The sequence below is a fragment of the Pseudomonas cichorii genome (genome assembly GCF_015471405.1).
In the GTDB taxonomy this organism is placed as follows: Bacteria; Pseudomonadota; Gammaproteobacteria; order Pseudomonadales; family Pseudomonadaceae; genus Aquipseudomonas; species Aquipseudomonas serbiensis.
Window position 1 is genome coordinate 57,314 of sequence record NZ_BLVZ01000004.1, and the last position, 13,331, is coordinate 70,644.

Annotated in this window: 17 protein-coding genes and 1 tRNA gene; 5 read left to right on the forward strand and 13 right to left on the reverse strand. The window is 55.0% G+C overall.

The window, feature by feature from the left end:
* The first annotated feature begins 18 nt into the window (after positions 1–18).
* From JL015_RS06335 to JL015_RS06355, 5 genes are all read left to right on the forward strand, one after another.
* Entirely contained in the window at positions 19–780 is a 762-nt protein-coding gene (locus tag JL015_RS06335) for an NYN domain-containing protein (RefSeq protein WP_201017852.1), read from the forward strand.
* An 11-nt stretch (positions 781–791) separates the two neighbouring features.
* A complete protein-coding gene (locus JL015_RS06340) occupies positions 792–1,268 on the forward strand; it encodes an N-acetyltransferase (protein ID WP_201017853.1) in 477 nt (158 codons plus the stop codon).
* A gap of 476 nt (positions 1,269–1,744) precedes the next feature.
* On the forward strand, positions 1,745–2,149 hold the full coding sequence (locus JL015_RS06345) for a hypothetical protein (protein ID WP_201017854.1): 405 nt from the start codon (positions 1,745–1,747) through the stop codon (positions 2,147–2,149).
* A 190-nt stretch (positions 2,150–2,339) separates the two neighbouring features.
* Positions 2,340–2,561, forward strand: coding sequence for a hypothetical protein (locus JL015_RS06350; protein ID WP_201017855.1), 222 nt, complete (start codon positions 2,340–2,342; stop codon positions 2,559–2,561).
* Between the two features lie 59 nt (positions 2,562–2,620).
* The gene (locus JL015_RS06355) at positions 2,621–3,397 is read left to right on the forward strand and encodes a hypothetical protein (RefSeq protein WP_201017856.1); all 777 of its coding nucleotides are present in this window, start codon (positions 2,621–2,623) and stop codon (positions 3,395–3,397) included.
* Between the two features lie 454 nt (positions 3,398–3,851).
* On the opposite strand, the gene JL015_RS06360 is transcribed toward JL015_RS06355, so the two are convergent.
* The 13 genes from JL015_RS06360 to ruvC form a co-directional block, all read right to left on the reverse strand.
* A tRNA-Lys gene (locus tag JL015_RS06360) sits at positions 3,852–3,927 on the reverse strand.
* Between the two features lie 63 nt (positions 3,928–3,990).
* A complete protein-coding gene (gene queC, locus JL015_RS06365; RefSeq protein ID WP_201003805.1) occupies positions 3,991–4,665 on the reverse strand; it encodes a 7-cyano-7-deazaguanine synthase QueC in 675 nt (224 codons plus the stop codon).
* Positions 4,666–4,681: 16 nt separating this feature from the next.
* On the reverse strand, positions 4,682–5,329 hold the full coding sequence (queE, locus tag JL015_RS06370) for a 7-carboxy-7-deazaguanine synthase QueE (RefSeq protein WP_201003460.1): 648 nt from the start codon (positions 5,327–5,329) through the stop codon (positions 4,682–4,684).
* Between the two features lie 171 nt (positions 5,330–5,500).
* Complete coding sequence (gene ybgF, locus JL015_RS06375; protein ID WP_201003462.1) at positions 5,501–6,316, reverse strand: tol-pal system protein YbgF; 816 nt, start codon at positions 6,314–6,316, stop codon at positions 5,501–5,503.
* A gap of 6 nt (positions 6,317–6,322) precedes the next feature.
* Positions 6,323–6,820, reverse strand: a complete 498-nt coding sequence (gene pal / locus JL015_RS06380) for a peptidoglycan-associated lipoprotein Pal (protein WP_201003464.1) — start codon at positions 6,818–6,820, stop codon at positions 6,323–6,325.
* A gap of 52 nt (positions 6,821–6,872) precedes the next feature.
* Complete coding sequence (gene tolB / locus JL015_RS06385) at positions 6,873–8,174, reverse strand: Tol-Pal system beta propeller repeat protein TolB (RefSeq protein WP_201003466.1); 1,302 nt, start codon at positions 8,172–8,174, stop codon at positions 6,873–6,875.
* On the reverse strand, positions 8,171–9,238 hold the full coding sequence (gene tolA, locus JL015_RS06390; RefSeq protein WP_201003467.1) for a cell envelope integrity protein TolA: 1,068 nt from the start codon (positions 9,236–9,238) through the stop codon (positions 8,171–8,173). The genes tolB and tolA overlap by 4 nt, the downstream gene beginning before the upstream one ends.
* Positions 9,238–9,702, reverse strand: a complete 465-nt coding sequence (gene tolR, locus JL015_RS06395) for a protein TolR (protein ID WP_374005020.1) — start codon at positions 9,700–9,702, stop codon at positions 9,238–9,240. Before tolR ends, tolA begins: the two co-directional genes overlap by 1 nt.
* Before the next feature lie 14 nt (positions 9,703–9,716).
* A complete protein-coding gene (gene tolQ / locus JL015_RS06400; protein WP_201003469.1) occupies positions 9,717–10,412 on the reverse strand; it encodes a protein TolQ in 696 nt (231 codons plus the stop codon).
* Complete coding sequence (gene ybgC / locus JL015_RS06405) at positions 10,402–10,869, reverse strand: tol-pal system-associated acyl-CoA thioesterase (RefSeq protein WP_201003471.1); 468 nt, start codon at positions 10,867–10,869, stop codon at positions 10,402–10,404. Before ybgC ends, tolQ begins: the two co-directional genes overlap by 11 nt.
* 136 nt (positions 10,870–11,005) lie before the next feature.
* Complete coding sequence (gene ruvB / locus JL015_RS06410) at positions 11,006–12,064, reverse strand: Holliday junction branch migration DNA helicase RuvB (RefSeq protein ID WP_201003473.1); 1,059 nt, start codon at positions 12,062–12,064, stop codon at positions 11,006–11,008.
* On the reverse strand, positions 12,065–12,673 hold the full coding sequence (ruvA, locus tag JL015_RS06415) for a Holliday junction branch migration protein RuvA (protein WP_201003474.1): 609 nt from the start codon (positions 12,671–12,673) through the stop codon (positions 12,065–12,067).
* Positions 12,674–12,788: 115 nt separating this feature from the next.
* Entirely contained in the window at positions 12,789–13,313 is a 525-nt protein-coding gene (gene ruvC, locus JL015_RS06420) for a crossover junction endodeoxyribonuclease RuvC (protein ID WP_201003476.1), read from the reverse strand.
* Between the last annotated feature and the right edge of the window lie 18 nt (positions 13,314–13,331).

A 13,331-nucleotide genomic window follows, 5' to 3' on the forward strand; every position in this document is an offset into this window, starting at 1 on the left:
TTCATCATGGAGGATCGGATGTCTCTTCAGAATCTTGGTGATGCCCGAGTTGCTGTATTAGTTGACTGTGACAACGTATCGCCAGCCGTGCTTGAGCACTCACTTTTGGTCATAGCTCAGTTTGGACGAATCGTATTGAGACGTGGATACGGAAATCATGGGACGTTGGCCAATAAATGGCAAGATGCCCTTGTGAGGCTGGCTTTCACACCTTGCCTCCAGTATCAGTACGCGTCTGGTAAAAACACCTCTGATATTGCTTTGGCCTTAGACGCACAAGAAGCCCTTTTTGATCAGCGAGCAGACTTGTTCTGCTTGGTAACAAGCGATTCCGACTTCGCTTACCTCTGCCGAAAGCTTCGCGAGCGTGGCGCAGCTGTATGTATCGTAGGTGAGAGCAAGACACCTGACGCGCTCCGAAATGCGAGTGATCAATTCTTTGAGTGGCGTGACGAAGGCTCAAACATTGAGGCGTTGAACCCAACCGAGCAGCACACAAAAACTGGGACTACGCAAACTGATCATCAAGTCCCAATAGTGAAACGGCGTCCTAGGTTTGTAGTAGAAGCTGTATCGCTTCTGACTGGTAGCACTGCTGAAGGAAAGGTCACTCTGAGCGGCCTCGGAAGTTATCTGAAACGGACAGATCCGGGGTTTTCTCCTGCCGAGTATGGTCATTCAGGCCTATTAGAGATGGTTAAAACCTACGACCTACTTGAAACGCAGATGGAACCTGGCGGACACTGGACGTTGCGCCTTGCTCCTGAAGTCCAACCATAGGAAATATACGCATGGTCACCATGGCAGATCCTTTACAAGCACTCATCAGCTTTCAGCAGGACGTGCGTCGGAGACTTCCAGTAGTACCAACCGAAAGGTACAGGGGCACGTACGTTATTCGGGACGAACTGAATGAAAAGGTCCGTTACACATACCTAAAAATTGAGCACGGCCGAGTGAAAGCAATTGCTATGTTTGTTACCGTCGGACTTGTCGAAGGAATTCCTTGCTTCCAAATGGGCTATGCCGTACCAGTCACCTACCGTAACAGAGGATGGGCAACGCAAATCATCAAAGAGGGCATCGATGAACTTCAACGTGGCTTTTCAGCGCATGGCCACGGTGACTTTTACGTAGAAGCAGTGGTAGGGATGGACAATATTGCTTCACAACACGTAGCCCAAAAGGTTCTGGGCCAATCGTCACCTATTACTGACGGGCCATCAGGGCAATCTGCTCTCGCCTATATGAAACGTATCGCCTGTTGATGAAAAATCATGTGTATGAATGAGGTCGATTGGTAGTCACGGGTTCCAGAATATGCGGGACTAGATTTATCGGTTTTTACAACAATGCACGGACGCACCAATAGCAAATATGATCACAGCAGTGATCTTACGGCAAGCAACTTAAACATGGCCCAACGGCCATCAAATACGGAGTTAGCAATGGTAAGCACAGTGACAATCTTCGCAAACTCAAGCATCATAAAAATCGACGAGGTGTCATTCGCGCCTGAAAAAATTTCCGACGTACGTATTGAGGGCGGGCATCCAAATGGCCCCGTCTTCGCCTATAACGGCGCCAGAGCCGTGCTTAGCGACGAAGGCGCAAACCGATTGGTTGCAGCAGGCGCTACTGACAATAGGTAGGCACTTACCGCGTTATTATATTGCAGGCTGTGTTCTTCAGAGTGAAGTTACCCAGTTCAGTAATCAGCTCCATGAAGGACGGAAAGACGGATATGAACAGCTTTAGCACACTTACTATTTTCGCCATAGGAGGAGCAGTTTTTTATCTCTACCGTTCGCACAAGCGGAAAGTAGATTACGAGTCTGTATGTGAAGTAAGCCAAGCCTTAAGTAGCTTGGCTGATAAAGCTGGCGCGTACTCGAGTGAAAAGGCACACCCGTACGAAGTGATGGCCGCAGCCATACGTGAGGCTCAGGCAGCAGTTATTGCGAAGCGTACATTCGACTCGGATTACTCAAGCCACATCCAACGCCAATTGCTCAGCTCATTCGCCCCAGACCTTCTTGAGTCGATTGGCATTTTTCGCGGTACTGCAAGGTTTAGTCGGTGTTACTCAGGCCTGACTGCGCTAGCAGGCAACTTTGAGCGTCTTCATTCCCCAAAAACGCAATGGTGACTAGTATAGATGAATGGACCATTGGTCCTGACGAGCCAGCAACCACAGCGCAAGTTCGCGAGCGCCTGATGCAAACAGGCAGAGTTTGCGAGTTACTGGATTGTTGAAGCCCCTAGGTACATCCCAAAGCCGGAGCCGAGGACGTAAAAGGATGTCCTTCAGGCTTCCACAACATCAAAGAAATTAAGAAATGGCAACCCCGAACAGCAAAATTGCCCGCGCGCTGGGCTTGATTGACACCGCCGAACATCCGCTGGATGTGCGATTTGCCACAGCGTATGCAACTGGTTATATCGATGCGCTGCACGACGCCAAGCTGGTTGCTGCGACGACAGTGCAGTGCTATCGCGATGGCGCGCAGACGCGCCGTGCTCCTAGCCTAACAGAGATGGACGTGGGAGAACGGAACTGAGTAATCGTTACCCGTAACGAGGAAAAGACGAGTAGCGAACAGGGAATCGGCAATAATTTATGAGAGACAACTTCTCCGAAACCATCAAAAAAGTGCTAGCTAGCCGAGCAGCGTATTTTTGTTCCAATCCGCGTTGCTTGAAGCTCACAATTGGACCCTCTTCTGTTTCGACCGAAGCTCTGAAGACGGGTCATGCTGCGCATATTCATGCGGCATCCGAGCTCGGTCCCCGCTACAACTCATCTCAAACATCTGAAGAGCGCAGGTCGATTGAAAACGGAATATGGCTGTGTAGGGAGTGTGGCGTCATCGTTGATAACGATCATCATGGGTACTCGGCCGATGAGCTTAGGAGATGGAAGGCAGATCATGAATCAATGGTCACGGAGGTCCGCACTGAAGGATATTCGCGCAGTCTAGCTTTGCTCCAAGCCAATCGGATGGAACCCCAAATTGCAAAGAAAATCATCGCGTCCATGGAGGATCGTCGCTCTCTGTGGGTCACGTTTGATGCAGAGGTTCCCGACCGTGTTCGACAATCGTTGAATAAACTCCGATCACGATTCTTCGCCATTCGCGGCGAACTAGTGAATGGAACACCTCTTGATCAGATTTTGCTGTCGCTCACCAAGACCATCCTGACGTTTTTCAACACGGTTGAGTCTATCGACATGAGGACTTTGCGCTGTGATGGGGGCAACCCAGACTGGCGACAGTTCCGTGATGCACTTGCAAGTCTCAGGAAAGCGATCGCGTTGCAGATTGTGAACATCGCGGATGTTTATGGGATTCCATTAAGCTCGGACCTGAAAAGCATTGCGCCACACAAGACCTAAACTTCCGCATTAAGGCTCTAAATGGTACTTAAGACGCTAACCAAATAGTTCGAGGAAAACTCCTGGTAATTTCATAGCCCAGCCCTTGCTGGGCCAACGCTGTAGAGCGGGATGGTTCTGTCAGATGGAACTGACGACTTAAGAGCCTGGCGGCTTCAGCCTAAAGAAATGCCGGTGCCGGCAGGATGCACTGTGCTTGCTTGAAGAGGACCTATGAATGGTTAGGCATGAGGTGCCTACCATTTTCCAAGGCTATCGCCCACCCTGGCCATCCGATCATGAAACGCGAAAACTTGACGGGCATGAAAACGAAAAAACCCACTGACCTATGACGGTAGTGGGCTATTTCATATTTACATCATGGCGAAGCAAGCCTAAGGTTCGCTCCATACGGCTGCAAGACTAGAAACTGGCTGACAGGCCCCCTCTAGATACTCGCGAACCGCTATGAAAATGGTGGGTCGTGTAGGATTCGAACCTACGACCAATTGGTTAAAAGCCAACTGCTCTACCAACTGAGCTAACGACCCTCTGTTGTGTGGCGCGTATATTACTGATTTTTATCAGTAATTCAACACCTTTCTGTAAAAAAATCAAAAATAACGTGTCGGGTCCGCTACACCGGCGGCTGCGAAGCCTTCTGCACGCAGGCGGCAGCTGTCGCATTTACCGCATGCGCGGCCTTCATCATCAGCCTGATAGCACGAAACGGTGAGCGCATAATCGACGCCCAGAGCCACGCCAGCCTTGACGATGTCTGACTTGCTGAGGTTTTGCAGCGGCGCACGGATGGTGAACCCCTGCCCCTCAACACCCGCCTTGGTCGCCAGATTGGCCATGCGCTCGAACGACTCGACGAACTCGGGGCGGCAATCCGGATAGCCTGAATAATCCACGGCATTGACGCCGATAAAGATATCGCGGGCTTCCAGCACCTCTGCCCAGCCAAGAGCAAGGGACAGGAACACGGTATTGCGTGCAGGTACGTAAGTAACCGGAATGCCTTCAGTCGGCGACTCAGGGACAGCGATGGAGCTGTCGGTCAATGCAGAACCACCAATCCCGTTGAGGTTGAGGCCGATAACCTTGTGCTCGATGGCGCCCAGATCCCGTGCAACACGTGCAGCAGCGTTCAGCTCGGCACGATGGCGCTGCCCATAGTCGAAACTCATGGTGTAGCAGGCGTAGCCTTCGGCTCGGGCCATGGCAACTACAGTGGCTGAATCAAGGCCGCCGGACAGCAGGATTACGGCTCGTTTTTCGGTCATGGTCAATTCACTCATTTCAGCGCCCCGGCTCGTCATCCCAAAGAATTTTGTGCAATTGCATCTGCAAGCGGACAGGCAGGTTGTCTGCAACGATCCAGTCCGCCAGGTCCCGCCCTTTCAATTCATGGTGGCTGGCAGAGAACAGTACTTCGCCAGCCCGCTTGTCCAGCCCGTACTGGATCAGCTTGGAAACCGCCCAGTCGTAGTCGTCCCTGGAGCAGATCACAAACTTGACCTGATCGTTGGGAGTCAGCAATTCCATGTTTTCGTAGCGGTTGCGCGCGACCTCCTTGGAGCCTGGAGTCTTCAAGTCGACCACGCGACTGACACGAGAATCGACAGCCGATATGTCCAGGGCACCACTGGTTTCCAGCGAAACCTGATAACCGGCATCGCACAGACGCTCAAGCAAGGGAATCGCATTGGGCTGGGCAAGCGGTTCACCACCGGTCACACAGACATAGCGCGGGCGATAGGCAGCGACCTGCTCAAGGATGTCATCCAGCGTATGGATCTTTCCACCGCTGAAAGCATATGCACTGTCGCAATACTGGCAGCGCAGGGGGCAACCAGTGAGGCGCACGAATACGGTGGGCAGCCCAGCCGTACGGGTTTCACCCTGTAACGAGTAAAATATTTCGGTGATGCGTAATGTGTCTTGCATATAAGCCACGGGCGTAACAGCTAAACAGGCCGTCCGCCTCCGTCAGGCACTTCAAAGCACCCTGCAATCGCAGAATCCAGCGAAGCGTAATAATTACCGGAATTTCGGGTGCGAAATTCTAACGAAAAAAGCCGCGACAAGCGCGGCTTTCTTGAATAACGGGTCTGCGCATCAGAGACGCTGAAGATCCCGCTGTGCCAATTGTGCAGCGGAACTGCCCGGATATTGGGCAACGACTTGCTGCAAAATGCCTTTGACCTTGTCTGTGTGACCGAGGCGACGCTCGACATCGGCCAGCTTATAAAGCGAATCAGGCACCTTGGAATGCTTCGGGTACAACTGGCTGACCTTGGCAAATGCCTGGCCAGCGCCCTGAAGGTCACCCTTGGCCAGATTCACTTCGCCCAGCCAGTATTGGGCATTGCCCGCATACGAGCTGTTTGGGTACTTGCGCAGGAAAGCGGTAAAAGCCTGACTGGCCTTATCGAAATCCTTGGCTTTGATCAAATCGAAGGCCGCTTCGTAATAGAGCTTTTCCTTCGCCGGATCAGGAGGCTCTGTGCCTGCTGCCGGAGCCTGGGCCGCTGGGGCCGAAGGCGTCCCGCTGGCGTCGATACTGCCGCCAGAAGGTTGGGAATTATTGGTAGCTGCAGCGGCTGCGCCACTGGAGATACGAGAATCCAGATCCTGATAACGCTCCAGCGCTTCCTGCTTCATGCGCTGAATATCGTTCTGCTGGACTTCAACGAGACCACGCAAGCGCGCGATTTCTTCCTGCATTTGCTGCAATTGCATGAACAGCTGACCATTTGCCGAGGTCGGGGTCGAAACCCCTCCCCCGGCATAGGCGCCGGACGTGCCATAACCCGCTGGCGGATAACTGCTGCTACCAGAGCCAGAATTGTCATCGACCACAGGAACCGCACCCCACGCTGAAAGCGGGAGGGTGAGGGCCAAAACGGTTAAAGCACGTCGGCACGTTCGCATGTCAAATTACTTACGCAGTTCGACGCGACGGTTTTGAGCCCAGGACTGCTCGTCGTTGCCGGTAGCAACTGGACGCTCTTCGCCGTAGGAAACCAGCTCCAGCTGAGCTGGGGAAACGCCTTGCAGAACCAGGTAGCGCTGAACGGCTTTCGCACGACGCTCGCCCAGGGCGATGTTGTACTCACGAGTACCACGCTCGTCGGTGTTGCCTTCCAGAACGACGCGAGCGCCGTTTGCTTTCAGGTCTTTAGCATGCACGTCCAGGGAGCGCAGTGCTTCTGGCTTCAGATCCGAACTGTCGTATTCGAAGTAGAAGGTGGTGATTGCACGCAGAGCAGCTTCTTCGCTCAGGCTGCCATCTACAGCGCCAGTGTTGGCACCGTAACCAGCGTTAGGGTCAACAGCGCCAGCGCCAGCGTTATCACCGCCTTTGGACGAGCAACCAACAGCTACAGCCATGGCCAGAGCCAGCGCAGCAAACTTACCAAACTTCAACATTTCCATCTTGAAACTCCTAATGAACCCCAGTGTGTTAAGCAAATCGTGTAGCGCCGCGTCAGTTCAGGTAAGGGGACCAGGAAGGTTCTCTGACTTCGCCTTGAGCGGTAGGAAGCGGGAGCCTTACGCGTCCGTTAATGGACACGAGCATCAAGACTCCCCGGCCCTGCTGGCGGGTGGCGTAGATTACCATGGTGCCGTTGGGCGCAACAGTAGGCGACTCATCAAGGTTGCTATCTGTGAGGATTTTTACACTTCCGCGAGCCAAATCCTGCACTGCGACCTTGAAATTAGTGAAGCCGTCCTGCCGGTGAATCATTACCAGCGTCTTTTCATCAGCTGACAATTTCGGGTTGGCATTGTAGTTACCCACGAACGTCACACGCTCGGCACCACCGCCATTGATGTTTGTCTTGTAGATCTGTGGCTTGCCGCCACGGTCCGACGTGAAGTACAGCGTAGAGCCATCCTTGCCGAAAAACGGTTCGGTATCGATGGACGAATCGTTGGTCACGCGGCTCAGCTGACGAGTCGCCAGGTTCATCACGTAAACCTCAGGGTTGCCGTCCTTGGACAGCACGAACGCCAGCCTGCTGCCATCAGGCGACCATGCAGGCGCGCCGTTGAGGCCTTCGAAGTTGGTGATCTGCTCACGGCGACCGGTATCGATATGCTGAACGAAGATACGTGGGCGTCTCTGCTCGAACGATACATAGGCGATGCGCTTGCCATCAGGAGCAAAGCGTGGCGACAGGATCGGCTCGCGCGATTGCAGCAGCGTCACGGCACGGGCACCGTCGTAGTCCGAACGTTGCAGGGTGTAACGGGTGTTGCTTTCCGAGAAGCGCTCGGCAGTCACGTACAGCATGCGGGTGGAGAACGCGCCCTTGATGCCGGTCAGTTTCTCGAACGACTGGTCGGCAATGTAGTGCGCCATGTCCCGCAACTGGTCGTTGGTACCCGACACGCTACCGGTCAGAACCTGCTGCTCGGTGGCAACGTTGAACAGCGCGTACTGGATCTGCAGACGACCGCCCGCCGGGACGATGTTGCCGACCATGACGTATTGCGCATTCAGGGCCTTCCAGTCACGGAAAATGATTTCGCTGGCCTGGGTCGGCAGGCTGATCATGTTCTGTTTGGGAATCGGCGAGTAGTAACCCGAGTTACGCAGGTCGTTACTGACGATATCGGCCATGTCTTCCGGCAGCACGTTGCCGCCCTGCCAGCCAAAAGGCACGACAGCAATCGGAGTGGCGCGGTCACTTCCGCTGGTGACCATGATGTTCTTTTCTTCTGCAACGGCTAAGCCCGCCGCGCAGCAAAGAACCAAAAGCAGTCCTCGAAGAAGGTTAATCACAAGGCTAGATCCTCAGGTGTGAATGTCATCTTGAATGAACGATAGGGAGCGAAGTCCGCTGGCTTCAAACCCTGCATTTCTGTCAAACGACCAATATTCTTGACCGCTGCCACTGCCGAACTGTCGAACGGACCGTCACCACTAGACTTGGAAACAGTCACCGAAGTCACTGTACCGTCCGGCAACATGCCGATCTGCAATACCACTGCCATGCCCTTGCGCGCCGATGGTGGGCGAGCCCAGCCTTCGGATGCACGCAGACGAATCAGGTCATCGAAGTTACCCGCAGTCTCGTCGCCAAGTTCATCGGCCAGAGCCTGTTGCCGCTGTGGCTTGTCGGAAAGCAGGTCGGCCAGGGCCTGTGCCTTCTTGTCCTCTGCAGCCTTGCGTGCAGCTTCCTGTGCTTTTTTCGCAGAGTCGGCAGCAGCTTTCTTCTTGGCGTCCTCGGCAGCCTTTTTCTTCGCGTCTTCAGCCGCTTTTTTCTTCGCTTCATCGGCAGCCTGTTTCTTGGCTTCCTCGGCGGCGGCTTTCTTCGCGTCTTCCTCGGCTTTCTTCTTCGCTTCTTCTTCGGCTTTCTTCTTGGCTATATCAGCCAATTGTTTCTCTTCAGCCTTTTTCGCATCCGCAGCCTTCTTCGCCTCATCGGCCTTTTTGGCTTCCTCGGCTTTCTGCTCGGCCTTTTTAGCCTCGTCAGCAGCTTTCTGCTCTTCGGCCTTCTGTTCTTCGGCTTTTTGGGCAGCCTCTTCTTTCTTTTGTTCCGCAGCCTTCACAGCTTCCTGTTTCTGCTGCTCGATTTTCTTCTGCTCCAGCTGCTCGACTTCAGTCTGTCGTGCAGCGGCTTTCTTTGCCTCGCCCGCAATCTTCTGGTTGGTCTGGGTCGTCGCCTGACTCTTGGACTTGAGTTGGTACAGCGTAGCCTGAACGACAGGTTTAGCCTCCGGCAACTCAGGAGTCATGGCAAAGCTCACGAAAAGCATGCCAAAAATCAGGATATGCAGGGCCACAGCCCAGACAGAGGGCCAGAAGTAGCTTTCCGAGGCAGACGGCTCTCGAATCGGCTGCATCAGGGGGCCTCAGTAATCAAGCCAACGTTCCCTACCCCAGCCTTCTGCAGTCCGCCCATCGTGCCCATCACAGAACCGTAATCAACGGTCTTGTCGCCACGAATGAAAACCTGCGTCTGCTTGCCGGCATCACGACCGGCTGCGACGATCTTGGTCACGGCTGCAGTCAGTTGAGGCAGGGTCATTGCCTTGTCCATCTGCTTTTCGGTATCGACTTCGCTGCCAAGGTTCCAGTAGTAGGTCTTGTCAGCCTTGATCGAAATGGTCAGGACCTGATTGTTGTTGTCTTGCGGCAAAGCCTCGCTGGAGACCTTGGGCAAGTCGACTTTCACGCCCTGGTTGATCATGGGAGCGGTCACCATGAAGATGACGAGCAGCACCAACATCACGTCGATGTATGGCACCACGTTCATTTCGGCGACCGGCTTGCGTTTTCTGCGACGATCTCGAGCGATTAAAGCCATGGGGAATTACCTGCTCACTCTTCGCTGGTATGCACTTTACGGTGCAGGATCGCCTGGAACTCATCAGCGAACGTGTAGTAACGGCCGATCAGAGTCTCGCTGCGAGCGGCAAAACGGTTGTAAGCGATAACCGCAGGGATTGCTGCGAACAGGCCAATGGCCGTTGCGATCAATGCCTCGGCAATACCGGGAGCCACAGTGGCCAGGGTCGCCTGCTGCGCAGTCGCCAGACCGCGGAAGGAGTTCATGATCCCCCAGACCGTACCGAACAGGCCGATATAAGGACTGGTGGAACCCACGGTTGCCAGATACGGCAGGCCGGCTTCCAGTTTTTCTTCTTCACGGGAAATGGCAACGCGCATGGCACGAGCCACACCTTCCATCACCGCATCTGGATCGACGCCAGCCTGCTGACGCAGACGGGAGAACTCCTTGAAGCCGGCACGGAAGATCTGCTCGACGCCGGAGTCCGGGTCAGGGTTGCTGCCCGCCTGACGATAGAGCTTGGAAAGATCGATACCGGACCAGAAACGCTCCTCGAAGCTGTCCAGGGCACGCCGACCGGCACGCAGCATGTTGCCGCGCTGAAAGATCACGATCCACGAAGTGACTGAAGCAGCCACAAGCATCAGCATGACCAACTGAACAACAATGCTGGCATTGCTGACCAAACTCCACATGGAGGAATGGTCGACGACGTTAGCTTCCACGCTTTATCTCCTGCTCTGAATGTATGCCCGCGCCGCTCTGGTCGGCAAAGGCCGCTCGCAAAGCTTCGGGAATGGCCCGGGGTTTCAAACTATCGGCGCGTACACACGCCACCAAAAACTGCCCCTCACAGAGCAGCGTTGCATCCGCAGCCAGCCTGACCTGCTGTTTGAAACGCAGGCTGACACGGTTCAATTCGATTACTTCAGCGCTTACCAGCAGCTCATCGTCCAGTCGCGCCGGCTTGTGATAACGAGCCTCACTGGAATGCACGACGAACAGCAGGTCCTCCTTCGCCAGCTCGGACTGGGCAAAACCCAGCGCTCGCAGCTGCTCGGTACGAGCCCGCTCCATGAATTTCAAATAGTTGACGTAGTAGACGATGCCGCCTGCATCGGTGTCTTCGTAATAAACGCGACAGCGATGTGCGAACGACGGAGCCCCGTTTTGCGCGCGCATACTCTAGTGCTTACTCCTCAGGTTGCCAATCGGGTCAGGCAACTGTTTTTCATGGTTTTGCCACTTATTGATGGCTTCAGCCATCACGCTGGCAATCTGACCACCAAAACTACAAATAAATCGGTGGTGGCCACTATTAATCGGTCGAGTCATCCACGAAATCCTCCGGCGCAGACATCTCGCTCATTCTCGAAGGAATGTTCAGCCCAAAGTGCAGGTAGGCGTGCCGGGTAACGACTCGTCCACGCGGCGTACGCATGATATAGCCTTGCTGGATCAAATAGGGTTCCAGCACGTCTTCAATGGTGTGCCGCTCCTCACTGATGGCCGCAGCCAGGCTGTCTATGCCAACAGGACCGCCATCGAACTTCTCGATCATGGTCAGCAGAAGACGCCGGTCCTGATGGTCGAAACCATGTTCGTCGACATCCAGCAGGTTCAGTGCCTTGTCGGCCGTTTGCCGGGTGATCTGGCCATTACCGCGTACCTGGGCAAAATCCCGTACGCGCCGCAGCAAGCGGTTGGCAATACGCGGCGTTCCACGAGCACGACGGGCTATTTCAAAGGCCCCCTCAGGCTCGATGACCAGCCCGAGAATACCGGCGGAGCGCGACACGATAGTCGACAGGTCGGCCGTGCTGTAGAACTCAAGGCGCTGGACGATCCCGAAACGATCGCGCAACGGGTTGGTCAGCATGCCAGCGCGAGTCGTCGCCCCCACCAGCGTGAAAGGCGGAAGATCAAGCTTGATCGAGCGAGCGGCAGGCCCCTCACCAATCATGATGTCGAGCTGAAAGTCTTCCATCGCCGGGTACAGAACCTCTTCGACGATAGGCGACAACCGATGGATTTCATCGATGAACAGCACATCATGGGGTTCGAGGTTGGTCAGGATCGCGGCCAGATCCCCGGGGCGCTCCAGCACGGGGCCGGACGTGCTTTTGATCGACACCGACATTTCCTGGGCAATGATATTGGCCAGCGTGGTCTTGCCCAGCCCTGGCGGGCCGAAGATCAAGGTGTGGTCCAGCGATTCATTACGCCCACGCGCGGCCTGGATGAACAGCTCCATCTGCTCGCGCACCGTCGGCTGACCAATGTAGTCAGCCAGACTCAGAGGGCGAATGGCGCGGTCCAGTTGTTCCTCACGATCACGACCACTGCTGGCGGTAATCAGGCGATCAGCTTCAATCACTTACGCCATCCCCTTCAAAGCACGTCGGATCAGATCTGCACTGCTCAAGCCTTTTTCCTTGATCGCAGAGACGGCCTTGCTCGCCTCTTGAGGTTTATAGCCCAGGGAAATCAGCGCGCTGACCGCATCGGACTCGGCAGACGCCACCGGCTCGGGCTGATTCGGACCACTGGATACCAGCGTAAATGTGCCGGGTAGTGCCTCCCAGGCCTTGAAACGGTCCTTGAGTTCGACCAACAGACGCTCGGCAGTCTTCTTGCCGACCCCCGGAATCCGGGTCAGGGCCGAAGTATCCTGCGCCTGAACGCAGCGCACCAGCTCATCGACCTCAAGGCCCGACATCAAGGCAAGCGCCAGCTTAGGGCCGACACCATTGAGGCGAATCAGCTCACGAAACAGCTCACGCTCGCGCTTCTCGTAAAAACCATAGAGCAAATGCGCATCTTCGCGAACCACCAGATGGGTATGCAAGGTCACTGGCTCACCCACATGCGGCAAGCGGTAAAGCGTCGTCATGGGTACTTCCAGCTCATAGCCGACGCCATTGACGTCCAGCACCAGATGCGGTGGCTGTTTCTCGGCGAGAAAGCCACGTAAACGTCCAATCACGTATCAGATCCTTTCGTCTTGCCCATCGTTGGCATCGCCAGCGCGAAAAATATGAACACCATCATCACAGGAGTCGCCAGACCTGCAAGTAAAAATATGCATGCGAATGATGCAGTCAGAGACGCAACCGGCCACCGCGGCTGCGCGCAGTCCCCAGACCATGGGGAATCAGGCTTGAACGTGTGTGCGCATGACACAGCGCAATAGCCAGGGCATCGGATGCATCGATCTGGGGTTTCTGGGTCAGCTTGAGCAAATGCATGACCATCATCATCACCTGCTCCTTGTTGGCGCCACCGGTTCCGGCAACCGCCTGCTTGACCTGAGTTGCCGTGTACTCGGCGATCTCCAGGCCTTCCTCGGCACCCGCCACAATGGCCGCCCCCCTGGCCTGCCCCAGCTTCAGTGCAGAATCGGCATTGCGGGCCATGAAGACCTTTTCGATTCCCATGGTGACCGGGCCATAGGTCTGGATGACCTCCCGCACACCGCGAAACACAATCTGCAACCGCTCCTGCAACTCGCCAGCCCCCGTGCGAATGCAGCCCGAAGCCACATAGACACAACCACGCCCGGTATCACGCACAACGCCATAACCGGTGATTCGCGAACCGGGGTCGATACCAAGAATAAGAGTCATAACACCCGCAGCTTAAGA

What these genes read in the sequence shown, in the direction of transcription:
- queC (WP_201003805.1), bottom strand. Translation starts at nt 4,665, where the DNA reads ATGACCGAAAAACGAGCCGTAATCCTGCTGTCCGGCGGCCTTGATTCA.
- ruvC (WP_201003476.1), bottom strand. Translation starts at nt 13,313, where the DNA reads ATGACTCTTATTCTTGGTATCGACCCCGGTTCGCGAATCACCGGTTAT.
- tolR (WP_374005020.1), bottom strand. Translation starts at nt 9,702, where the DNA reads ATGGCTTTAATCGCTCGAGATCGTCGCAGAAAACGCAAGCCGGTCGCC.
- ybgC (WP_201003471.1), bottom strand. Translation starts at nt 10,869, where the DNA reads ATGCGCGCGCAAAACGGGGCTCCGTCGTTCGCACATCGCTGTCGCGTT.
- queE (WP_201003460.1), bottom strand. Translation starts at nt 5,329, where the DNA reads ATGCAAGACACATTACGCATCACCGAAATATTTTACTCGTTACAGGGT.
- JL015_RS06335 (WP_201017852.1), top strand. Translation starts at nt 19, where the DNA reads ATGTCTCTTCAGAATCTTGGTGATGCCCGAGTTGCTGTATTAGTTGAC.
- JL015_RS06350 (WP_201017855.1), top strand. Translation starts at nt 2,340, where the DNA reads ATGGCAACCCCGAACAGCAAAATTGCCCGCGCGCTGGGCTTGATTGAC.
- pal (WP_201003464.1), bottom strand. Translation starts at nt 6,820, where the DNA reads ATGGAAATGTTGAAGTTTGGTAAGTTTGCTGCGCTGGCTCTGGCCATG.
- JL015_RS06340 (WP_201017853.1), top strand. Translation starts at nt 792, where the DNA reads ATGGTCACCATGGCAGATCCTTTACAAGCACTCATCAGCTTTCAGCAG.
- tolA (WP_201003467.1), bottom strand. Translation starts at nt 9,238, where the DNA reads ATGCAGCCGATTCGAGAGCCGTCTGCCTCGGAAAGCTACTTCTGGCCC.
- JL015_RS06345 (WP_201017854.1), top strand. Translation starts at nt 1,745, where the DNA reads ATGAACAGCTTTAGCACACTTACTATTTTCGCCATAGGAGGAGCAGTT.
- JL015_RS06355 (WP_201017856.1), top strand. Translation starts at nt 2,621, where the DNA reads ATGAGAGACAACTTCTCCGAAACCATCAAAAAAGTGCTAGCTAGCCGA.
- ybgF (WP_201003462.1), bottom strand. Translation starts at nt 6,316, where the DNA reads ATGCGAACGTGCCGACGTGCTTTAACCGTTTTGGCCCTCACCCTCCCG.